At 35.3% G+C, this 21189-nt stretch carries 19 protein-coding genes; 11 read left to right on the plus strand and 8 right to left on the minus strand.

The genetic code is table 11. The annotated features are described in order from the left end of the window. The first annotated feature begins 27 nt into the window (after nucleotides 1-27). Nucleotides 28-999 carry a T9SS type A sorting domain-containing protein gene (locus tag LB454_RS00165; RefSeq protein WP_224462287.1) on the plus strand — a complete coding sequence of 324 codons (972 nt, stop codon included), beginning with the start codon at nucleotides 28-30 and terminating at the stop codon, nucleotides 997-999. Nucleotides 1000-1066: 67 nt separating this feature from the next. On the opposite strand, the gene LB454_RS00170 is transcribed toward LB454_RS00165, so the two are convergent. Further along, entirely contained in the window at nucleotides 1067-2137 is a 1071-nt protein-coding gene (locus tag LB454_RS00170; protein WP_224462288.1) for a M42 family metallopeptidase, read from the minus strand. A gap of 71 nt (nucleotides 2138-2208) precedes the next feature. On the opposite strand from LB454_RS00170, the gene LB454_RS00175 reads away from it, so the two are divergent. Beyond that, complete coding sequence (locus LB454_RS00175; protein ID WP_224462289.1) at nucleotides 2209-2970, plus strand: DUF4294 domain-containing protein; 762 nt, start codon at nucleotides 2209-2211, stop codon at nucleotides 2968-2970. A 1-nt stretch (nucleotide 2971) separates the two neighbouring features. On the opposite strand, the gene LB454_RS00180 is transcribed toward LB454_RS00175, so the two are convergent. The 5 genes from LB454_RS00180 to LB454_RS00200 all read right to left on the minus strand — a co-directional run bounded on the left by LB454_RS00180 (nucleotide 2972) and on the right by LB454_RS00200 (nucleotide 8303). Next, nucleotides 2972-4198 (minus strand): ammonium transporter, encoded by a 1227-nt coding sequence (locus tag LB454_RS00180; protein ID WP_224462290.1) that lies wholly within the window; start codon nucleotides 4196-4198, stop codon nucleotides 2972-2974. A 6-nt stretch (nucleotides 4199-4204) separates the two neighbouring features. After that, the gene (locus LB454_RS00185; RefSeq protein ID WP_224462291.1) at nucleotides 4205-4543 is read right to left on the minus strand and encodes a P-II family nitrogen regulator; all 339 of its coding nucleotides are present in this window, start codon (nucleotides 4541-4543) and stop codon (nucleotides 4205-4207) included. A gap of 217 nt (nucleotides 4544-4760) precedes the next feature. Next, nucleotides 4761-5303, minus strand: coding sequence for an acyl-CoA thioesterase (locus tag LB454_RS00190; protein WP_224462292.1), 543 nt, complete (start codon nucleotides 5301-5303; stop codon nucleotides 4761-4763). A 12-nt stretch (nucleotides 5304-5315) separates the two neighbouring features. Beyond that, nucleotides 5316-6641: a DNA recombination protein RmuC gene (rmuC, locus tag LB454_RS00195; protein WP_224462293.1), complete on the minus strand. Its 1326-nt coding sequence runs from the start codon at nucleotides 6639-6641 to the stop codon at nucleotides 5316-5318. A gap of 60 nt (nucleotides 6642-6701) precedes the next feature. Continuing rightward, nucleotides 6702-8303 carry an ABC transporter substrate-binding protein gene (locus LB454_RS00200; protein ID WP_224462294.1) on the minus strand — a complete coding sequence of 534 codons (1602 nt, stop codon included), beginning with the start codon at nucleotides 8301-8303 and terminating at the stop codon, nucleotides 6702-6704. A gap of 102 nt (nucleotides 8304-8405) precedes the next feature. Between LB454_RS00200 and mtaB the strand changes: the two genes are divergently transcribed. Continuing rightward, on the plus strand, nucleotides 8406-9740 hold the full coding sequence (gene mtaB, locus LB454_RS00205; protein ID WP_224462295.1) for a tRNA (N(6)-L-threonylcarbamoyladenosine(37)-C(2))-methylthiotransferase MtaB: 1335 nt from the start codon (nucleotides 8406-8408) through the stop codon (nucleotides 9738-9740). 150 nt (nucleotides 9741-9890) lie between these two features. Next, nucleotides 9891-10517 carry a peroxiredoxin gene (locus LB454_RS00210; protein ID WP_224462296.1) on the plus strand — a complete coding sequence of 209 codons (627 nt, stop codon included), beginning with the start codon at nucleotides 9891-9893 and terminating at the stop codon, nucleotides 10515-10517. A gap of 128 nt (nucleotides 10518-10645) precedes the next feature. On the opposite strand, the gene LB454_RS00215 is transcribed toward LB454_RS00210, so the two are convergent. Next, nucleotides 10646-11206 carry a hypothetical protein gene (locus tag LB454_RS00215; RefSeq protein ID WP_224462297.1) on the minus strand — a complete coding sequence of 187 codons (561 nt, stop codon included), beginning with the start codon at nucleotides 11204-11206 and terminating at the stop codon, nucleotides 10646-10648. Nucleotides 11207-11221: 15 nt separating this feature from the next. Continuing rightward, nucleotides 11222-12580, minus strand: coding sequence for a sigma-54-dependent transcriptional regulator (locus tag LB454_RS00220; RefSeq protein WP_224462298.1), 1359 nt, complete (start codon nucleotides 12578-12580; stop codon nucleotides 11222-11224). Nucleotides 12581-12844: 264 nt separating this feature from the next. Here LB454_RS00220 and LB454_RS00225 point away from each other — a divergent pair, with 264 nt between their 5' ends. The 7 genes from LB454_RS00225 (at nucleotide 12845) to ettA (ending at nucleotide 21103) form a co-directional block, all read left to right on the plus strand. After that, complete coding sequence (locus tag LB454_RS00225) at nucleotides 12845-13201, plus strand: response regulator (RefSeq protein WP_224462299.1); 357 nt, start codon at nucleotides 12845-12847, stop codon at nucleotides 13199-13201. 3 nt (nucleotides 13202-13204) lie between these two features. Further along, nucleotides 13205-15700, plus strand: a complete 2496-nt coding sequence (locus LB454_RS00230) for a hybrid sensor histidine kinase/response regulator (protein WP_224462300.1) — start codon at nucleotides 13205-13207, stop codon at nucleotides 15698-15700. A 68-nt stretch (nucleotides 15701-15768) separates the two neighbouring features. Next, nucleotides 15769-17229 carry a RimK family protein gene (locus tag LB454_RS00235; RefSeq protein WP_224462301.1) on the plus strand — a complete coding sequence of 487 codons (1461 nt, stop codon included), beginning with the start codon at nucleotides 15769-15771 and terminating at the stop codon, nucleotides 17227-17229. Then, the gene (locus LB454_RS00240) at nucleotides 17226-18449 is read left to right on the plus strand and encodes a glutamate-cysteine ligase family protein (RefSeq protein WP_224462302.1); all 1224 of its coding nucleotides are present in this window, start codon (nucleotides 17226-17228) and stop codon (nucleotides 18447-18449) included. The genes LB454_RS00235 and LB454_RS00240 overlap by 4 nt, the downstream gene beginning before the upstream one ends. Then, a complete protein-coding gene (locus tag LB454_RS00245) occupies nucleotides 18446-19132 on the plus strand; it encodes an N-formylglutamate amidohydrolase (protein WP_224462303.1) in 687 nt (228 codons plus the stop codon). Before LB454_RS00240 ends, LB454_RS00245 begins: the two co-directional genes overlap by 4 nt. Before the next feature lie 87 nt (nucleotides 19133-19219). Further along, nucleotides 19220-19396: a CAL67264 family membrane protein gene (locus LB454_RS00250; RefSeq protein ID WP_224462304.1), complete on the plus strand. Its 177-nt coding sequence runs from the start codon at nucleotides 19220-19222 to the stop codon at nucleotides 19394-19396. 15 nt (nucleotides 19397-19411) lie between these two features. Further along, complete coding sequence (gene ettA, locus LB454_RS00255; RefSeq protein ID WP_224462305.1) at nucleotides 19412-21103, plus strand: energy-dependent translational throttle protein EttA; 1692 nt, start codon at nucleotides 19412-19414, stop codon at nucleotides 21101-21103. Nucleotides 21104-21189: the final 86 nt, after the last annotated feature.

Consider the following 21189-nt stretch of genomic DNA (forward strand, 5'->3'; position numbering starts at 1 on the left):
TTTTATCATATTTTTACAATAAAAATCATGAAAAAACTTTACATCTGTGTTTTCTTTTTAACCTTCAAATTTTTTGCTCAAACTGATTTTGAAGTTATTACACGTTCAGAAACTTACGAAGATTTGGATAATCCTATTTCACTTACAAACGGTCAGGTGTGGGATGATCCGGATCTAGTTATTCCACTTGGATTTGACTTTGTATTAAGTACCAATGTTTTTAATACATTATATATTGATAGTGAGTTTTCACTAGGAGCCGAAGTCACCCTAAGCTCAAATGATTTCGATAATTCTCCTATTTTTGTCCCGACTACGTTGGATTACATCGATAGGGGGTTCAGTACTAATGTGTCAGAGTCAGAGATATCTTACAAGTCAGAAAATGGGCCTGACGGTAAAATTCTAAAAATTCAATGGAAGAATGTTGGTTTTTTTGATGACGAAACAGGAGAGGATTTTATGAATGTTCAAATGTGGCTTTATGAGAATTTAAATAAAATTGAATATCACTATGGTCCTGTTCAGATCAATAATGTTGAGGAGGTTTATGATTCCTTAGGTGGAACAACCGTCGCTGTTGCTTCTTCTTATGATCTTTTAAATGATGGATTTTTAGATAATGCCTATTTTCTAACAGAACTCCCTGAAGATCCTACGGTATTAACCATACTAGCAGGACAGTTTTTAGATGAACCTTACGTGCTTAGTGGTACAATACCAGAAAATACTGTTTATGAATTCCGGAATACAACATTAGATATTTCTAATTTCACTGATTTATATTTTGATTTATACCCAAACCCAGCAACTGATATCATTAATGTAAAAACAGAGTTATCAAAATTTGAAATTGAAATCTTTAATTTGTTAGGTCAAACTGTAATAAAAAGTTCAAATCATAAAGAAATAAACATTTCGAATCTAACAGAAGGTGCTTACTTGGTGAGAATAAACTCTAACAACAAAACTTTTACAAAAAAAATCATCAAAAATTAAAAGAATTTCAAGTACCAAAAAAAGCAGCCCAAATGGGCTGCTTTTTTTGGTTTATGAAAAAATCAATTTAATCAAAATAACTAAATTTTTCTCCCTCTTTGATTTCTAATAAAGAGTTGTAAATCAGTTGAATGACATTTTCAACATCTTCTTGATGAACCATTTCTACTGTGGTGTGCATGTATCGTAATGGTAAAGAAATTAATGCTGAAGCGACACCGCCATTACTATATGCAAAAGCATCTGTGTCAGTTCCTGTCATTCTGCTTGCTGCTAATCGTTGAAAAGGGATATTGTGTTTTTCTGCAGTGTCAATGAGCAATTCTCGTAATTTATTTTGAACTGCTGGGGCATAGCTGATAACTGGTCCAGCTCCAATTTTGGTTAAGCCTTCTTTCTTTTTATCAATCATTGGAGTAGTGGTATCGTGACAAACATCGGTTACAATCGCAACGTTAGGTTTGATGGTATTGCTAATCATTTCAGCTCCACGCAAGCCAATTTCTTCCTGAACTGAATTGGTAATGTATAGACCAAACGGTAAATTTATTTTGTTTTCTTTGAGCATTCTGGCCACTTCAGCGATCATAAAACCGCCCATTCTATTATCCAGACCTCTGCAAACAAATTTATTTTTATTCAGAATAAAAAATTCATCAGGATAAGTAATCACACAGCCTACATGTACACCAAGTTCTTCAACTTCTTCTTTGTTGGAACAGCCTACATCAATACAAATGTTTTCGATTTTGGGAGTTTCTTCTTTCGACTTATCTCTGGTATGAATTGCAGGCCAACCAAAAACGCCTTTTACAATTCCTTTTTTAGTATGAATATTTACGCGTTTAGAAGTTGCGATTTGATGATCGCTACCACCATTTCTTATCACGTAAATTAACCCATCATCTGTGATATAATTAACATACCATGAAATTTCATCGGCATGGCCTTCTATCACAACTTTGAATTCAGCTTCTGGATTGATAACTCCTACCGCAGTACCGTAAGTATCGGTAATGAATTCATCTACATAGGGTTTAAGATACTCCATCCATAATTTTTGTCCTTCAGACTCATATCCTGTCGGTGCAGCATTATTTAAGTATTTTTCTAAAAATTTTAGCGAATTTTCGTTCATATCTCTCTGTTTTGTTGCGCTAATTTAGTAAAGTATTGAGATATAGTTGAAAACGAATCCTTAATTTTGGAATGATTTTAGTTTATATGATGGTAAATTCAATTGTAGTGAAAAATGCCTTTTATTTTTGTTTGCTCTTAGGTGTTTCGCTCAGTGCTCAAGAATTGAAATACAAAGAAATTTCCACTGTTCCAGATCAGCAGAATAAAAAGTTTCTAATCATGAGTAAAGATTCTTCATGGGTAAGTGAGGTGGAACTCGACGAAGTTCTCATTCTTCCAAAACTGAGATTTGAAAGCAGAGATGACTTTAGGAGCTATCTTATTTTGAAACGCAAAACAAAAAAAGTTTGGCCTTATGCTAAATTGGCTTCAGAACGCTTTGAAGTTTTAAACCAGCGTCTCGAAAATATTGAATCCAAAAGGGGTAAGCGGAAGTATACCAAAGTGGTTCAAAAATATGTAGAGGAAGAATTTACAGATGAATTAAAAAAACTTACTAAAATTGAAGGTCAAATTTTAGTGAAGCTGATTCATCGCCAAACAGGAGAAACTACATTTGATGTTGTTAAGGATTTACGCTCAGGCTGGAGAGCATTTTGGTACAATTCTACAGCCAACTTTTTTAGTATATCCTTAAAGGAGGAGTACAACCCAGCTGAAAATAAAGAAGATTTTTATATTGAAGATATTTTGCAAAGAGAGTTTCAGTCTGGTTCACTGGAAGAACAAGCTCCAAAAATTGATATACAACTTATGGAGCTTATGAATAAATGGCAAAAGGATTCTGCTACAAGTCCGCCTTCAGCAAGAAGGTATAATGTGAAACATTAACTTAATGTTGATTTAAGCCAAAGTCTGCGTAAGCATCCATTCCATGTTCATGGATATCTAATCCTTCGACTTCGTGCTTTGAAGAAACTCTTAATCCGTAGATTTTTTTCAGTGGTATCAAAATTACACAAGCACTAAGACAGCAAAAACCACCCACCGTCATCAATGATGCAAATTGAATAAAAAATTGATTTAAACTTGCCATACTCCCAAAAATCCCAACAGCCAGAGTTCCCCAAATACCACAACATAAGTGGACTGGAATAGCCCCTACAGGATCATCTACTTTCAAAATATCCATAAGTTTTACAGCTAAGACAATAATCAAACCTGCAATAAGACCAATTATAATTGCCTCCATTGGTGACATCAAATCTGCACCTGCTGTAATTCCTACCAAACCACCCAAAATTCCATTCATGAACATGGTTACATCAAAATTTTTAAAAACCATATAGCTACTAGCACAGGCTCCAAGGCCTCCTGCAGCTGCAGCAAGACTGGTTGTCACTAGTACTAATGATGTACTTGAAGTTTCTGCAGAAAGCACAGAACCACCATTAAAACCAAACCAACCAAACCAGAGTAGAAAAACTCCTGTAGCTGCTAATGGAATGTTATGCCCTGGAATCGCAAATATTTTATTGTCTTTAAATTTATCAATTCTAGGTCCTAGAAAAACCACTGCCATAAGTGCTGCCCATCCACCTACAGAATGCACAAGGGTGGAGCCGGCAAAATCGTAAAATCCAAAATCACTTAAAAAACCACCTCCCCAAAGCCATGATCCGCTTATTGGATAGATAATTCCTACATAAATAATAGAGAATATAATAAAAGCTCCAATTTTGATTCGCTCTGCGACAGCTCCAGAAACGATTGTTGCTGCAGTTGCTGCAAACATACCTTGGAAGAGAAAATCTGTCCAGTAGGTATACCCTCCGTCAGCATAAGCTTCAGTTAGTCCATTCTCTGGTAATTCAAGTCCAATTCCACTCAAGCCTAACCAGCCATTAAATTCTCCGGGATACATTAAATTAAATCCTATGATATAATACAGTACAAGACCAGAACAAATGATAAAAAAATTTTTAAAAAGTATATTTATTGAATTCTTTTGTCGTGTTAAACCAATTTCTAATAGTGAAAATCCTAAATGCATTATAAAAACTAATGCAACACAAATCATCATCCAAAGGTTGTTTGCTGTAAATAAAGCTTGATCCATAATTTTTTAGTTTATTGCTTTTGTTCCTCTTTCGTTAGTTCTTATTCTAATGCAATCTTCAATATTCGAGATGAATATTTTACCATCTCCTACATCACCAGTTTTAGAATGTTTTATAAGTGTATCTACCGTTTTTTCTACAAATTCATCAGAGATGATAATGACTAAATATCGCCTCTGAATATCTGTAGTACTATAAGAAATCCCTCTGTAAACGTGTCCTTGCTGTTCATTTCCCACACCAGTGGCATCCCAATAGCTGAAAAAATTCACCTTAATGCTATGCAAAGCTTCCTTTACTTCGTCAAAGCGTGATTTCCGAATAATTGCTTCTATTTTTTTCATTACCCCTAAATTTTAGAGGTAAAACTACAACAAAGTATTATAAAAGTAAAAAGACCCCTTTATAAAAAGGGGTCTTTTTACTTTTATAATATTATTCACGCTTTAAGATTGATAAATTAAGATGTAGTTTTTGAATTGAATTTAACATCTTATTAAAAAAAATGGTTTTTAGGTATTTAAATCTTAAAACTATTAAATAATTTAGAATAAGTTTAAATTATTTCATAATTACATTATAATCTTTCAATACTTTTTGATACTCTTTTTTATCAAATTCAAAATTTGAAAAAATTTCATCATGTCTTTTTCTGTTTTCCATTCGCTTTATGTTTTTTATAAAACGTCTATAATCATCTTCAGATTTTAATTTCAAGCCTGGAACTTTTGCAGATTTTCCACTTTCATCTTTAGCGACCATCGTGAAATAGGAGGAATTGCAGTGTTTTTTGGAACCATCATGAATATGCTCAGATTCTACTCTTACGCCTACTACCATAGATGTTCGACCAACATAATTGACTGTGGATTTTAAGGTGAGTAGCTCTCCAACTTCCACTGGGTTTAGAAAATCAACTCTGTCTACACTAGCGGTGACGCAATAGTTTTCAGAATGCTTGGAAGCGCATGCAAAAGCAACTTGATCCAGAAGTGATAAGATAAATCCTCCATGTATTTTTCCTCCAAAATTGGAATGGGAGGGAAGCATCAATTGACTTAGAATCACAGCGGATTCAGAACTATGTTTAAATTTAGTGGTCATTAGTGTTGGTTTTTATGATTTAGAAATCCATTTAGAGTTAATGCTTTTTTTGGTGGTCACGCCAAATTCCTTCAAGGCTTCCACGTCTTTGATGAGATTCTGCTGTCCTGTCAATTTCTTCATTGCCTGATCGTAAGCCGTTTTGGTTGAGTCAATTCGGTTGCCTACGGCATCCAATCCCTCTATCAAGTTCACGAATTTATCGTATAAATCCCCTGCATGTTTAGCAATCTCAAGCGCATTTTGCTGCTGTTTTTCATTGCTCCACACCATATCTACCGTTCGTAGAGTCGATAGTAAAGTCGTAGGACTCACCATCAAAATATTATCCTGAAACGCAGAATAAAAAAAGTTGGAATTTTCACTCTGCGCAAGAAACAGTGCAGGTTCTACTGGGATAAACATCAGGATAAAATCTGGAGAAGCTTCACCGCCCAAAAGCTCATAGCGTTTCTCTTTTAAGCCCTTAAGATGATTTTCCAGCGATTTCACGTGAGCTTTCAAATGAAGCTGTTTCTCCTGTTCATTATCAGCATTCACATAATGTTCATAAGCTTTCAGACTTACTTTGGAGTCAATCACCATCTGCTTTTCGTTTGGCAAATACACCACCACATCAGGCAGTTGACTTACGCCTTGCTCATCTTTAAAGTGCTTTTGGATTTCATATTCACGCCCTTTCACCAAACCAGACTTTTGCAATACCTTTTCCAAAATCATTTCTCCCCAGTTGCCCTGTGTTTTATTGTCGCCTTTCAAGGCTTTAGTCAAGTTATTGGCCTCTTCAGAAATTTTTAAATTCTGCTCATTTAAGTGTTTCAGCTGTTCACCTAGTTGGGAATGACCTTTAAGGAAATCAGTATTTGTTTTTTCAATTTTGGTTTCAAAAGAAGTGAGCCTTTCCTTCAAGGGGTCCAAAATATGGGAGAGGTTGCGTTTGTTTTCCAGCGTGAACTTTTCAGATTTCTGTTCCAAAATTCGCTGGGCTAAGTTTTCAAACTCTTCACCAAATTTTTTCTGCAAGGCCTGCATTTCTGTCTTTTGTTCTGCCCACTGCCGCTGTAAACCTTCAATTTCAGTTTCTTTTTGGGTCAATTTATTCTGAATGTGATAACGTTCACTTAATTCAGATTTCAATTCAGCCTGAAGCTTTTCGGTGGTTTTCAAGTAATCGTCTTTGGCTTTTTCCTCTCTCTGAAGGCTTTCCGTGTAAAGCGTTTCAAAATGAGACGAAGTGGTTTTCCATTTGGATATTGTCGTGCGGTCTATCAATTTGGTGATGACAACTCCCAAAACTGAAGCCAGCACACCCACGAAAATCAAACTTGAAAGGTCCATACAATAGATTTTTTCAAATATAGAAAAGGAATTTCTAGTAAAGCACCATCAATTATAGCTCTACTTAGTTTTTTTGACTTCAGAAAGGTCCAAAAGATTAAACGGATTGATGCCCAGGCCTTCAACAGCCTTTGATCGAAATCTTACGACTTCATCATAATAAAGCGGGATCACTGGTGCTTCCTCAATAAGTAGAGAATCCATTTGTGAATAGAGCTCATATCTCAAGGAATCCTCGGTAATGCTTAAGGCTTCCTCATAAAGCTCATCAAAAGTTTCATTTTTAAAATGCGTGTAATTGGGCCCGTTTGGCGAGAAGTTGTCACTATAAAACAAAGACAAATAGTTGATTGCATCTGGATAATCTGCTATCCAGCTCGCTCTAAAATTATCCAATTGTCCAGCCGATCGCTTCTGGCGAATGGTGGAAGGCGGCATCACATCAATTTCCACGCGGACGCCAATTTTCTGAACTTCCTTCTGAATAAACTCAACCAAATCAATATAAGACGGATTGGTACTGATGCTGAGTTTTGGTCTGGAAATCCCAGTCTCATCCTTAAAATCTTGTATCAATTGGCGTGCTTTCTCTGGTTGATAAGTATAGCCTTGGGTTTTGGAACGTCCTGCTAGTCCTTCAGGAATAAAACCCTTGTGAGCAGGAATTCCAATGTTATTTCTGAGGAACTTCATCATCTTATCCCGGTCGAAAGCGAGATTGATAGCTCGACGGAAGGGTTTGGATTTTACTTCTTCAGTCTCCGAGTCCAGATAAAAGCCCAGATACTCTGTATTGAGGTACGGACTTTTTTCCATAGCGATATCAGCTGCAAATTTTGGGTTAAGATCGCCATTCATCGTTATCAATTCATCTTTGTAAGAAGGGTCGAGACCACTTATAAAATCCAGTTTTCCTTGTACAAAGGCTAAAAACTCACTTTGTTTATCGGGCAAAAATGTGATGGCAACTGCTTCTAAATATGGTAATTGCTGACCTTCAGCATCCGTCTTAAAGTAAAGTTCATTTTTTCTCAACACCAATTTTTCTCCAATTTCCCAGCGTTTAAATTTAAAAGGCCCTGTACCAATCGGCGCTTCTTGAAAATCCAAGTCTTCCATTTCTACAGGCAGGATGGAACAGAATTTAGTACTCAATAAGCCAAGAAAGGCTGGGAATTTCTGTTTTAATTCGATTTCAACTCTTGAGTCATCAATGGCTTCTATGCGTTTCACATTGGCCATCACCCAGCTTCCTGGCGAGGCTACTTTAGGATCTGTAAGCCGTTTTAGGCTGTACTCTACATCGGAGGCTTCTACAATGCGAGTGGAATCTTTTCCAAAAACTCCATGTTTATGAAAAAACACATCTTCTCTTAATTGAAACCTGTAAGTCAACCCATCTTCAGCAATCGACCAGCTTTGGGCAATGTCACCTTCAGGAGTTAAGTTTTTATCGAGCTTTACCAAAGTATTGTAAAGCTGCTGCGTTGGCCAGATGTTTCGTTGATCTTTGGCAAATGCGGGATCCAGAGAAGTGATGTTGGCGTGTTCATTGTACCTAAAGACAAGGTGATCGCGGTCGTTAGAATTGGAGTTGGAGCATGACGTAAGCAGGATGACATTCAGCAGAAACAGTAAAAATGAAATAGAGTGGGAGTTCAATTTTCGGGAATAAATTTTAGTTGGTATCTTTGCAAACAATTGCGAATATAGAGGTTTCTTCTGAATTTGTCTCCGAGAGATTTAATCCTCAAAAACTAAATTATGTCCCAACCCAAAGTTGCATTTTACACCTTAGGCTGTAAGCTGAATTTCTCTGAAACGTCCACCATTGCCAGGAATTTTGAAGACGAAGGTTACGAGCGGGTGGAATTTGAAAACGATCCGGATGTGGTGGTAATCAATACCTGTAGCGTGACCGAAAATGCAGATAAACGCTTTAAAACCATCGTGAAACAAGCCCAGAAAACCAATCCTGATGCTTTTGTAATTGGCATTGGTTGCTATGCGCAATTGAAGCCCGAGGAGCTTGCGGAGGTTGATGGTGTGGATTTGGTACTAGGAGCCACAGAAAAGTTTAAAGTTACCGACTACATCACAGATCTGTCTAAAAATGACTTTGGAGAAGTGCATTCTTGCGAAATTGATGAAGCTGATTTTTATGTGGGTTCTTATTCTATCGGAGACAGAACCAGAGCTTTTTTGAAAGTTCAGGATGGTTGTGATTACAAATGTACATACTGCACCATTCCGTTGGCTAGAGGCATTTCAAGATCAGATAAATTGGAAAATGTACTTTCTAATGCCAAAGAAATATCTGAACAAGGCATCAAAGAAATTGTTTTAACTGGCGTCAATATTGGTGATTATGGAAAAGGTGAATTTGGGAACAAAAAACACGAACATACGTTTCTAGATCTTGTCAAGGCCCTGGATTATGTAGAAGGAATCGATAGAGTGCGAATATCTTCTATAGAACCCAATTTATTGAAAGATGAAACCATAGATTTTGTGGCGTCAAGCAACTGTTTTGTACCGCATTTTCATATTCCACTTCAAAGCGGAAGTAATGAACTTTTGAAAAAAATGCGCCGCCGCTACATGAAGGAACTCTACGTGGACAGAGTAGAACGCATCAAAAGTAAAATGCCAAACGCGTGTATTGGTGTTGATGTTATTGTCGGTTTTCCAGGAGAAACCGATGATTTATTTCTGGAAACCTTCAATTTTTTAAACGAATTGGACATTTCTTACCTGCATGTCTTTACCTTTTCTGAACGGGACAACACGCCAGCAGCCGAAATGGAAGGCGAAGTTCCCCTAAAAGTGAGAAAAAAACGCAGCAAAATGCTAAGAGGTCTTTCAGCTAAAAAAAGACGGGCGTTTTATGAAAGTCAGTTGAATTCCTCCCACGAGGTTTTGTTTGAAGGTGAAAATAAATCGGGGTACATCCATGGGTTTACAGAAAATTACGTGAAAGTAAAAACCTTTTGGAACCCAGAATTGGTCAATACCAAACATCAGGTGATCTTGAATGAGATTGATGATGATGGATTAGTGAAAGTTGATTTCGTGAATTCAGCTATACTTGCAGAATAAATTAGTCAGTTCAGTCTTTTTTTCAATCAAGTCTAAACAAAACGCTAAACTTGATATAAATGGTCTAGCCTACAGAATCATTCTTTAATTTTAGATCGTAATTTATTTTCAATTTAAAAACTGAATACTAACATTATAATTTATTTGATTATGGCACATTTAAGATTGGGGGATACTGCACCAGATTTTACCGCAGAAACCACCGAAGGAAAGATTTCATTTCACGATTGGTTAGGAGATAGCTGGGGAATTATTTATTCACATCCAGCAGATTTCACTCCGGTGTGCACGACTGAACTTGGTAGAACGGCACAGCTGAAAGATGAATTTGATAAAAGGGGAGTGAAGGTGATTGCATTGAGTGTTGATCCCGTAGAAGATCATCACGAATGGATCAAAGACATCAATGAAACACAAAACACAACAGTCAACTTCCCAATCATTGCTGACGGGGACAGAAAAGTAGCTGAACTGTATGATATGATTCACCCTAATACTTCAGAAAAAGCGACAGTACGTTCTGTCTTTGTGATTGGACCTGATAAAAAAATCAAACTAACGTTGACTTATCCACCATCTACAGGTAGAAATTTTGATGAGCTATTACGTGTAGTAGACAGCTTGCAATTGACGGCAGATCATAAGTTGGCTACTCCAGCAGATTGGAAACAGGGAGATGATGCGATTATTTCACCTTCTGTAAGTGATGAAGAAGCAAAAGAAAAGTTTCCAAACTATAAAGAAGTGAAGCCTTACTTGAGAACGACTTCATACTAGTAGATAGGTTAAGACTTTATAACTGTCTTGAAGCATATTTAATTGTCATTCTGAATTTATTTCAGAATCTTAGTATTGCTAGACACTGAAACTAGTTCAGTGTGACAAATAAGCTTCAAGGCAGTTTTTTATTCAATCAATTGTCTTGCATTATCTAAATGTATGCCTTTGTAAAGGCGATCGTAGGAGTAAGACTCCCAGAAATAAGATTCTTCTACTGAATTGAAAACTCTGGAGACCTTCTCATCAAAACGTTCTAAGATGAGATTATCGTCACTGCCCATCACCAGGCGTTCAAATTGATTGACTTTGGTATAAACCGTAAGTGGTATACCGATAAAATTTCGTTTACTAGAAAAATAAAAAAAGCCATTCTTATGTTCTCCTTTAAATGTTTTCTTGAAATCTAATCCATCGCTATCGTAACTTAATTGCAAGGTTTTATCATCTATAAATTTTAAATGAACGAATCTTACAGAAAGCGGAATTTGAATATCAAAAAACTCATCAATGCCTTTAAGTTTTGGAGAGAAAGATTGACTTTCGTAAGCATTTATGAGGTAATTCCCATCAATTAAATTTAGCTGATCTTCATAAATCTTAACGGAACGATCAGGTAATTTTCTGGGACCGCAGGCTTGAATGCAAGCGAGTAACAAAAAAAATATAATGAATTTTAAAAGTTTCATCGACTAAACTATTTTCTAAACATCTAATCCAAGGCTTTTTATTTTATTATAAAGCGTTGTTCTGTCAATATTCAATTCTTTAGCAGTCTTACTTTTATTGAATTTGTTTTTCTCCAAACATTTTAAGATAATTTCTCTCTCATGATGTTCTTTCACTTCTTTCAGATCGTTAGAATTTATCACCTGTTTAGCTTCCTTTTCCTGTTTTTCAAATATAGAAGGTGGTAGATGTTTATGTTCTATGGTTCCATTCTGGCAAAGCAACGCTGCTCTTTTCATCAGATTTTTCAATTCACGAAGATTACCAGGCCAGTCGTAACTCTTAAGGTCTTCTAAAACTTGATTATCTATGCTTACTTTTTCTTTGTCAAGTTCTTCGCAAGCTTCTTGAATAAAGTAATCCACGAATTCTTTAAGATCTTCTTGTCTATCCTTCAATGAAGGAATATTCAATGAAAATTCATTAAGTCGGTGGTATAAATCGTTTCTGAATTCATTTTCAGCAATAGCGGAATCTAGGTTTTCATTGGTTGCAGCAATAATCCTCACGTCAATGTCTATTTCCTGATTACCACCAACACGTCTTATTTTTCGTTCTTGTAGTACTCTTAATAATTTTACCTGAGATTCATAGGATAAATTCCCAATCTCATCAAGAAACAAAGTCCCACCGTTAGCATATTCAAATTGACCTTTCTTATCTCGATCTGCACCTGTAAAAGCACCTTTCACATGACCAAATAATTCACTGGAAGCAATACTTTCTGGAAGAGCACCGCAATCTATTGCGACAAAAGGTTTGTCTTTTCGTTTACTGTTTTCGTGTATATACTTGGCAACATATTCTTTTCCTGTTCCGCTTTCTCCTGTTATAAGAACAGACATCTGTGTAGGAGCTACCTGTTTTGCGTAGGACCATAATTCTGTTGCTTTTTCAGTATTTCCTTTCACAATCGAAAGTGAGGAATCAGAGGAGGCTTTGGTTTTATTTTTATTTGTTGTTGTAGTTTTAGTGTTTGGAGTATCTAAAGCTTTTTCAATAACAATTTTAAATTCTTCAGGAATAATGGGTTTAGACACGAATTCAAAAGCACCAAGTTTTATAGATTTGACGGCTGTACGAATGTCGGAGTAATTGGTGATTAGAATTACTGGAGAATTCCATTCTGTTTTGATTTTTTCTACCAGCTGCAGGCCATCCATATTTGGAAGTCTGTAATCTGTAATGACAAGGTCGAAGGTAAATTCTTTTAAAAGCTCAATAGCCTCTTCTGCAGAAGTGGCCGTATCAATATTATAATCGAACCGTCTTAGATAGTTAGACAACGTTTTATTGAAAAACGGGTCATCATCAACAATTAATAGTTTACTCACAAGAATTTCTTGCTAAAATATATAAACCTAGTCTACAGTGTACAAAAAAAAGTAAAAATTTAGAGTTTATATTTGTAAAACACATTATATAAAGTGTGGATTTATCCTACACTTATGAGGCCCTTTCAAACTATTTAATGTCTAGTCATATCTTAGTGATTATTGAAAAATTTCAGAGTAATTGTTGGCTTTGAAGGTTTTAGATCAATTGCAGATATAAGAAGCATGAAATTTGTTATACATTTATAAATTAATCTAATTCAGATGGATATTCTTATAGTAGAAGACGATGTGGTTTTTTGTAAGTTACTCACAAAATATCTTAACAAAGAAAATTATTTTACCCAAGATGCACAAGATGTATTTACTGCAAAACAGCTTATAGAAAATCAAAAATTCAAATTTGTCATCATAGATTATAGATTACCAGGTGCAAATGGCCTCATGTTTTCTCAATGGCTTATTGATCGTGACGATGAGGTTAAAATCATCCTTATGAGCAGAATATTAGACGAAGAATTGATGTCTGAGGGCAAAAAACTTGGAATCATTGATTTTATTAAGAAACCATTGAATCCCAAAGATCTTTTGGGTATTATAAAACAAAATTCTAAAGTATAACTTATGTTCAAACTAAAGGGAAAAATGATGTGGCTCTTTGCCTTATTTTCTGTAAGCCTTTTAGCTATTGGATTTTATTTTTACGATAGTCTTAACGCCCTTGGAAATAAGGTAGAAAACACTTTGACTCCTAACAAAAGATCTGATCATCTTAAAAAAATAATGGTTGATCTCAATAAGTTGAATAATTTATACTTAGTCGATTCTGAAAGGTTTAATTCTATGAAATCTGATAGTTTGATCCTATCTATCGAAATGAATGTAGACTCGGTGAAAAGCAATTTCAATCAAGATAGAATCCTTGAAAACAGAAATCTAGACACGATACCAAGTTTGCTAAGGCAAATAAGAGATGATTATTTTGAACTTGAAAACAGGCGTGAGCAAAGTCAGGAGGTATTTGTGGAGGATTTGAAATTATTGGTGAATAAAGAACTATCTAAAATTGAGGCAAAGCCTTCAGATTCTGTTACAATCATCAAACAAATCAATTCAGAGATTTATGAAAAAATAGAAGAAAATGCTCAAGAAGAAGATGAGCGGAGTTTTTTTCAGCGCTTATTTGGGGCTTCAAAGCCAGAACCAGACACTACAGAAACTAGAGTAAGCTCCACCAGGGATACTTTAATCAAACAATCTATAGACACATTATTTACCAAAAGTGATACTCCAACAGAAAAGGCGAGTATTTTTCCAGCTATTCAGGATTATCAGCAAAAAAGAATTAATGTTTTAAATGCTTTAAAAAGTCAAGAACAAGAAATATTTCGAAAAAACATTGAAGTAAATAATTATGTCGAAAACACTTTGAATGAGATACTATTCGAGGAATATGAGTACTACAATAAATCCATTAAAGGATTGAAAGAGGACTACATCACCTATTTCTTTGAACTGGGAGTTATTATTGCCGTTCTCATTCTGGTGAGCTTAATTTCACTGTTTATCATTTTAAACGATATCAATAAAAACATTTATTATCAGCAGAAATTAAAAGCTAGTGAGGCTAAGGCTAAACGCAACGCACTTGAAAAGCAAAAATTTTTGTCCACAATGAGCCATGAGCTCAGAACACCTTTAACTTCAATAATTGGGTATTCTGACTTGCTCGATGATAAAGATGAGAATGTAAAATCCATCAAAGTAGCCTCTAATTATTTGTACCAGATGACCAACGAAATTTTGGACATGGCAAAAATTCAGGCTGGTATTATAGAAATACACAATGTACCTTGTAATTTGTCAAAGGTCTTCAGAGATATAGAGCAAGGATTCAAAGAATTGGTTAAGAACCAGAAATTGGATCCTATTTTCAAAATTCCTGTTGTGGATTTGTATGTAAAGACAGATGCACAAAGACTTCAACAAATACTTTACAACTTAATGCATAATGCATTGAAATATACTGAAGAAGGGTATATTAAATTAAATGTAAATACGGAAGTGATCAACGATAAGATTGATGTAACAATTGAAGTTGAAGATTCAGGCATTGGTATGACAGATGAAGAAATAAAATCTGTTTTTAAGGATTATCAGCAGGCTGGCACCCACAAAAACAAAATGAAAGGAACAGGACTTGGCCTTGGAATCGTGAAGAAACTTGTGAAGGAAATGGGAGGAAAGCTTTCAGTAGAAAGTGAACCAAACCAGGGATCAATTTTCAAAATTAATTTTGAATTCGATTTAGCTCAGAAGGAGGCAATCGCACCAGAGATTAAAAAATTTGATTTTCCAGTCAATGCTCTTAAAGATAAGAGAATCTTCATTTTAGATGACGATGTCTTGATATCCAGACTTTATGTGAAGTTATTTGAACCTTATGGACCACAGTTAAAAGTTTTTAATGATGCCAATAAAGGACTGGAACACCTTATGGATAATCATGCGTATGATCTTTATATTTTAGATTTTAAGATGCCATTTATGACTGGTTATGAATTGATTATGAAATTAAGAGAGAATGGTATTTATCTCAAAAACACCATAGTTTCAACTGCCAATGTGATGCTGAATGAAGAAGAAAAGCAAAAGCTTAAAATATTTGATGAGCAAGCATTTAAGCCGATAAAGCGAGATATCATCTTAGAAAAAGCAGCAAAACTTTTAAATATTCAAGGACAATTCAATTCTAAATCAGTTTCAGAACAACAGAATAGTGAGTCATTTAATTTTAAAGACCTTAGAGTTTATGCAGGAGACGATGAAGACATCTTAAATGACCTTGTTCAAACTTTAGTAAGCGAAAATGATAAAGAGCTCTCCAATTTCAAAATTGCATTGATAGGCAAGAATACAAATTCGCTGGCAGAAATTATTCACAAATTATCCTCAAGGTTCGCTCAGGTCAATGCAAAACCTATTCATGATCCTAAAGCATTAGAGCTTTCTTTAAGAGATGATTCTTTAGAAATGGACGTGTCTGCCCTAGAAGATCTCTATCTTTTTTGGAAAAAAGTCAATGAAGAGATGAAAACCTATCTAGAAAAAGTCTCTTGATCTTTATTTTTATACTTTATAATTTGGATTCAATTTTAGTGTATTTTTGATTGGTTTTTAATTTATAAATGAACAAACTTATTGTGGTGAGCCAACCCGAGAAATGGCCAATTGAAATGGACCATACGTCCATTATAACTTCACAAGATTACCTCACAAAACCTGATTATGCTAACTTAAAAAACGCTAGAGTTTTTAATTTGAGCGATAAATACAGCTACCAATCAAAAGGTTACTATGTATCTTTGCTGGCAGAAGCTCGCGGACATACATCTATTCCTACCATCAGTAATTTGGTGGATCTTGGTGAAAAGAAGCTCGTCAAAATTGTTTCAGAAGATTTTGAAGAGGAAATTCAAAAGAGTTTAAAATCAATAAAATCTCAAGAATTTACTTTGAGTATTTATTTTGGGCAAAATGTAGCTCAGAAGTACCGAGAATTGAGCAGATTGATATTTAGACATTTTCAAATACCATTCCTCAGAGTGGTTTTTAAACACACTACCAAATGGAATATCAAATCTATAAAAGCCATTTCAATTTCTGAAATTCCTGAGGAGCATTTGGAAAGCATGCATTATTTTGCATCTCAGTATTTTGCAAAAAAGCGCTACGATACACCGAAAATTGATAAATCTGAATACGATTTAGCTATTCTTGTCCAAAAGAATGATCCTGCACCACCTAGCAATACAAAGGCCTTAAAAAAGTTTATAGATCTGGCAGAAAAAATGAATTTTTATGTGGAATTGATTTCCCCTGAAGATTTATACCGTCTTTCTTCTTTTGATGCTTTATTCATTAGACAAAGTACAGAAGTGAATAATGAAGCTTATGCCTTTGCTAGAAAAGCACTTCAAGATGGTCTTGCGATTGTTGATTACCCGGATGCTATTTTGAAATGTTGCAACAAAGTATTTATGGCAGAAGCGTTAAGTAAGAATGGAATTCCTACCCCAAAAACCATGATTGTTCATAAAGACAACAAACACGAAGTGCTGAAAATAACGGGCTTACCATGTGTTTTAAAATCTCCAGACTCCACCTTTTCATTTGGTGTAAAAAAGGCGAAAACTAAAGAAGAATATGAGGCTTTAATCACAGAAATGTTTAAAACATCAGATTTGGTCATTGCTCAAGAATATACTTTTTCTGAATACGACTGGAGAATCGGGATTATAGATTCAAAACCCTTTTATGCATGTCGTTATTTTATGGCAAAAGGACACTGGCAAATCTACAACTGGTCGGCAAGTAAGAAAAATGACCAAGACGGTAATGCAGACTGCTTTGCGATAGAAGATGTTCCCCAGCAAGTGATGAAAGCGGCTCTAAAATCCGCAAAAATAATGGGAAAAGGTTTGTATGGTATCGATGTAAAAGAAGTAAATGGAAAAGCTTTGGTTATAGAAATCAATGATAATCCTAATATTGATGTTGGCGTTGAAGATGGGCTTTATGGTGATGCTGTTTATACAACAATTCTCCAGGCTTTAAAAAATCGGCTAAATTCTAAACAAGACTTATGAAATACCATCTTTTTGAAGTTTTTGGAATTGAATTAGAATATATGCTTGTCAACTCCAAAACAGGTAAAATACACGCTTCAGTAGATGAATTGATGAAGCTAAAGACTGGACAAATTGTGTCTGATGTAGATAATGGAGACATAGAATGGAGTAATGAACTGGCAGCACATGTGGTTGAATTGAAAACCAACGGACCAACAAAAGATTTGAATACCTTAGACCAAAAGTTTCATGAAAACATTGTTGAAATCAATCATTTACTAAAAGCCATAGGCCTTAGTTTATGGCCAACAGCTGCACATCCATTGATGAATCCAGAATTAGAAATGAAGCTTTGGCAGCATTCTTATAGCGATGTCTATGCACTATATAACAGAATATTTGATTGTCGCGGTCATGGTTGGTCCAATGTGCAAAGTATGCACATCAATTTGCCATTTTATGATGATGTAGAGTTTGAAAAACTACATGCAGCGATTAGAATATTACTTCCCATTTTACCTGGATTAAGTGCAAGTTCACCGATATTAGATGGAAAATCTGGAGCGTTTATGGATTCAAGGATGAAGCTATATTTGACCAATCAAAAGCAAATTCCAGAAATGACAGGAAAAGTCATTCCTGAGCAGGTTTTTAGTTACGAAGAGTATAAAGCTATAATTTTCGAACCCATCAACGCTGCTATTGCTCCGTATGATCACGATCAAATTTTAGAACATCATTTTCTCAATTCTAGAGGAGCTATTGCAAGATTTGACAGGAATGCAATAGAAATTCGTGTTTTAGATTTACAGGAATGTCCTTTAGCAGATGTAGCTATAGCTAGCTTTATTGTTGAAATTCTAAAAGATTTAGTCGGTGAAACTTATTCAACTTTACAAGAGCAAAAGCAATGGCATGAAGACTCGCTTTTTGAAATTTTAAATCAAAGTATAGAAAGTGCTGAAAATGCTGTTATTCATAATAAAGCTTATTTAAATTTATTTGGAATCGATGCAGAATCGATGAGTATTAAGAACATCTTCAAACATTTATTTGAAAAAGTGTCGTCAAAATTAACCGCTGATCATGCATCTGCTATCGCCTTGATTTTGGAACATGGAAGCTTATCTACAAGAATTTTAAAAGCGATTCAAAATGATTTTTCTGAAAGAAATATCCTAAAAGTATATCAAAACATAGGAGTTGCTCTGTCAAAAAACAAACTGTTTTTATCTTGAAATTGATTCTGACTTGTGAGCACGCCAGTAACGAACTGCCATCACAGTATATTTCTCTTTTTGAAACGCATCAAATTAGATTAAATACTCACGAAGGCTATGATATTGGTGCTTTTGAGGTTTATAAATCTTTACAATTTTTAGCAGATTATTCAGCTCATTATCCCTGGAGCAGGCTTTTAATTGAAGTGAATAGGTCATTGTCGCATCCTAACTTATTTTCAAGTATTTCATCAACTCTGAGCAAAACAGAAAAGAATCGATTAATAAATGATTATTATCAAGTTTACCGGAATCAAATTCAGCAGAACATAGATGAATTTATAGCTAAAGGAGAAACAGTGCTGCATTTATCCATTCATAGTTTTACACCAGTATGGAACGAAATTGATAGGAATGCTGAAATTGGAATTTTATACGATCCAAGTCGTAAAGTAGAACAAGACTTTGCTAAAAATTTTAAAACTGAATTAAAATCAATATTTCCAAATTTTAGAATTAGAATGAATTACCCGTATCTAGGCAAATCAGATGGACTCACAACCAATTTGAGAAACCAATTTCCGAAACAGTATTTAGGAATTGAGATCGAAATCAATCAGAAGTTATTTGAGGCAGATTTTGATCATTTCGATTTTAATGAAAAATTATGCGAGATTCTGAAACATTACATAAAGTCATAAAACTGAAGTTTTTCTGATAAGTGCTAACGCTAAAATTGGCATTAAAAATCGTTTTCGTAATTTAGCAAATCATAAAATTGATAATTGATGAATAAAAATACTGTTTTGGCGTGGGCTACTTTTATAATGGTAATTGTTGGATTAGCATTGATTGCCCTTGGTGCTTTCAGATATAATGAAATTGCAGGTTGGGGATTTGCTTCAGTAGGCATTGGTTTTTTCGCTATTGCATGGGTCTTTAACGCCCTAAAAGGAAGAGTTTAATTTAAAATAAAATAAATGGCAGACGATAAAAAAGTGATATTTTCCATGTCGGGAGTATCCAAAACATATCCAGGTGAAGACAAACCTGTTTTAAAAAATATATACTTAAGTTTTTTCTACGGTGCTAAAATTGGCATACTTGGACTTAATGGTTCTGGTAAATCCACCTTGATGAAAATCATAGCTGGAAGGGAAAAAAACTACCAGGGTGATGTTGTATTTTCACAGGATTACTCTGTAGGCTACTTAGAACAGGAACCTGAACTAGACCCAGAGAAAACTGTACTTGACATTGTAAAGGAAGGAGTTGCTGATGTGGTGGCAATTCTTGATGAATACAACAAAATCAATGATGATTTTGGTCTTCCAGAGGTGTATGAAGATGCCGATAAAATGCAGAAGTTGATGGACAGGCAAGCCGTGCTTCAAGATAAAATTGATGCCACCAATGCCTGGGAGCTTGACAACAAACTAGACGTAGCTATGGATGCGCTTAGAACTCCTCCATCCGACCAAAAAATTGAAAGCCTTTCTGGCGGTGAAAAGCGTAGAGTGGCTTTGTGCAGACTTTTGCTACAAGAACCCGACGTACTATTACTCGATGAGCCCACCAACCACTTAGATGCAGAATCTGTGCATTGGCTGGAACATCATCTCCAGCAATATAAAGGAACCGTTATCGCGGTAACTCACGATAGGTATTTCCTAGACAATGTCGCTGGCTGGATTTTGGAACTCGATAGAGGAGAGGGCATTCCCTGGAAGGGTAACTATTCTTCCTGGCTAGACCAAAAGTCTAAGCGAATGGCACAGGAGCAAAAGCAAGCTAGTAAACGCCAAAAAACCCTGGAGCGAGAGCTAGAATGGGTGAAGATGGCTCCAAAAGGACGTCAATCTAAACAAAAAGCAAGGCTTAATAACTACGATAAATTAATGAGTCAAGATCAAGACAAACTTGATGAAAAACTTGAAATTTATATCCCAAATGGACCCCGTTTAGGAACCAATGTTATTGATGCCAAAGGGGTAAGCAAAGCATTTGATGATAAATTACTATATGAGAATCTGAATTTCAATTTACCACAAGCTGGGATTGTAGGTGTCATTGGTCCTAACGGTGCTGGTAAAACTACTATTTTCAAAATGATCATGGGTGAGATTCAGCCAGATAAAGGCGAATTTGTAGTAGGTGAAACGGCTAAAATCGCTTATGTTGATCAAGCGCATTCCAATATAGATCCTGATAAATCCATTTGGGAAAATTTCAGTGATGGTCAGGATTTAGTGATGATGGGTGGAAAGAAGGTGAATTCCAGAGCCTACTTAAGCCGGTTCAATTTTAATGGTAGTGAGCAAAATAAGAAAGTCGACAAACTTTCTGGCGGGGAGCGCAACAGGCTTCACTTGGCGATGACACTAAAGGAAGAAGGAAATGTATTGCTGCTCGATGAGCCTACCAACGATTTGGATGTCAATACACTTCGAGCTTTGGAAGAAGGTCTTGAAAACTTTGCTGGCTGTGCGGTAGTCATCTCTCACGATAGATGGTTTTTGGATAGAATCTGTACACATATTCTGGCTTTCGAAGGTAATTCTGAAGTATACTTTTTTGAGGGAAGTTTTAGCGATTATGAAGAAAATAAAAAGAAAAGGCTCGGTGGAGATACCATGCCAAAACGGATCAAGTATAAAAAGTTGGTCAGATAAATATAAAAAGGCTCCCATAATTTGGGAGCCTTTTTGGTTATTAATGTTTTAGTAATCTCAGTTTACTATTATATGAAGATTTATTA

This window comes from Psychroflexus montanilacus, assembly GCF_020164535.1.
In the GTDB taxonomy this organism is placed as follows: Bacteria; Bacteroidota; Bacteroidia; order Flavobacteriales; family Flavobacteriaceae; genus Psychroflexus; species Psychroflexus montanilacus.

Excerpts from the sequence above, each read along its gene's own strand:
- LB454_RS00165 (WP_224462287.1), top strand. The coding sequence starts at position 28 with ATGAAAAAACTTTACATCTGTGTTTTCTTTTTAACCTTCAAATTTTTT.
- LB454_RS00170 (WP_224462288.1), bottom strand. The coding sequence starts at position 2,137 with ATGAACGAAAATTCGCTAAAATTTTTAGAAAAATACTTAAATAATGCT.
- LB454_RS00175 (WP_224462289.1), top strand. The coding sequence starts at position 2,209 with ATGATTTTAGTTTATATGATGGTAAATTCAATTGTAGTGAAAAATGCC.
- LB454_RS00180 (WP_224462290.1), bottom strand. The coding sequence starts at position 4,198 with ATGGATCAAGCTTTATTTACAGCAAACAACCTTTGGATGATGATTTGT.
- LB454_RS00185 (WP_224462291.1), bottom strand. The coding sequence starts at position 4,543 with ATGAAAAAAATAGAAGCAATTATTCGGAAATCACGCTTTGACGAAGTA.
- LB454_RS00190 (WP_224462292.1), bottom strand. The coding sequence starts at position 5,303 with ATGACCACTAAATTTAAACATAGTTCTGAATCCGCTGTGATTCTAAGT.
- rmuC (WP_224462293.1), bottom strand. The coding sequence starts at position 6,641 with ATGGACCTTTCAAGTTTGATTTTCGTGGGTGTGCTGGCTTCAGTTTTG.
- mtaB (WP_224462295.1), top strand. The coding sequence starts at position 8,406 with ATGTCCCAACCCAAAGTTGCATTTTACACCTTAGGCTGTAAGCTGAAT.
- LB454_RS00210 (WP_224462296.1), top strand. The coding sequence starts at position 9,891 with ATGGCACATTTAAGATTGGGGGATACTGCACCAGATTTTACCGCAGAA.
- LB454_RS00215 (WP_224462297.1), bottom strand. The coding sequence starts at position 11,206 with ATGAAACTTTTAAAATTCATTATATTTTTTTTGTTACTCGCTTGCATT.
- LB454_RS00225 (WP_224462299.1), top strand. The coding sequence starts at position 12,845 with ATGGATATTCTTATAGTAGAAGACGATGTGGTTTTTTGTAAGTTACTC.
- LB454_RS00230 (WP_224462300.1), top strand. The coding sequence starts at position 13,205 with ATGTTCAAACTAAAGGGAAAAATGATGTGGCTCTTTGCCTTATTTTCT.
- LB454_RS00235 (WP_224462301.1), top strand. The coding sequence starts at position 15,769 with ATGAACAAACTTATTGTGGTGAGCCAACCCGAGAAATGGCCAATTGAA.
- LB454_RS00240 (WP_224462302.1), top strand. The coding sequence starts at position 17,226 with ATGAAATACCATCTTTTTGAAGTTTTTGGAATTGAATTAGAATATATG.
- LB454_RS00250 (WP_224462304.1), top strand. The coding sequence starts at position 19,220 with ATGAATAAAAATACTGTTTTGGCGTGGGCTACTTTTATAATGGTAATT.
- ettA (WP_224462305.1), top strand. The coding sequence starts at position 19,412 with ATGGCAGACGATAAAAAAGTGATATTTTCCATGTCGGGAGTATCCAAA.